Genomic DNA, 662 nt, shown 5'->3' on the forward strand with positions numbered 1-662 from the left:
CCGGCGTCTCCGCAGCGTCGACCGCTGCCACGACTGCCTACGCCCAGCATCGGGGACCTGACGTGGCACACGCCGCCAAAGAGATGTCCCCGGACTGGATGAAGCAGGTCTCCGGGTTCGTTAAGCAATACCTTGATGAATTCTTCAATGGCCGGTCTAATGGTAGCGAACACGGTGGCGGTCGAAAATTTGGAGATGACTAACCATGGAAGCGGAATTTCTAGGGGAGGATGAAGAAGACATCGGAGTCAGTGTTATTGACAACAGTGGTGCATCACATCATATTGAAATGAACAAATCAAATGGGAATCTCTATGCGCACCATTGCGATGAGTATGCCGATAAGCCGGAAGACCGAACACTAGAGGAAAACGAGTACAACGAACAGGCCCGCCGCTTCGCACAGTATTACGTCTACCAGGAACGCGGGTACGACACGGTGCCGTCACGGATTCACCCCGAACGAATCAATGCTGTCCGACTCGCTGTCGCCGAGATGGATCTCGAGGAGTTCGAGGAGTACTTTGGCGATCTTTATCAGCAACTGAAAAGTCATCACGATGATAGCTACGATCCAGTCATTCAGCCACCGGCTGACGCCCAGTCCGAGGATCTGGTACTGTACCGAACGAACGTCTACCTTGGACTCGATCCCCTCGAGA

1 protein-coding gene and 1 pseudogene are annotated in these 662 nt (G+C 53.5%); both read left to right on the plus strand.

Annotated features, from left to right (window positions below; translation table 11 throughout):
• Positions 1-203: hypothetical protein (locus G6M89_RS22195; RefSeq protein ID WP_206335678.1), on the plus strand; the 203-nt coding region annotated here is incomplete at its 5' end.
• Between the two features lie 2 nt (positions 204-205).
• Positions 206-662 (plus strand): annotated as a pseudogene (locus G6M89_RS22070) (hypothetical protein); the annotation flags it as partial.

The organism is Natronolimnobius sp. AArcel1 (genome assembly GCF_011043775.1).
Lineage (GTDB): Archaea > Halobacteriota > Halobacteria > Halobacteriales > Natrialbaceae > Natronolimnobius.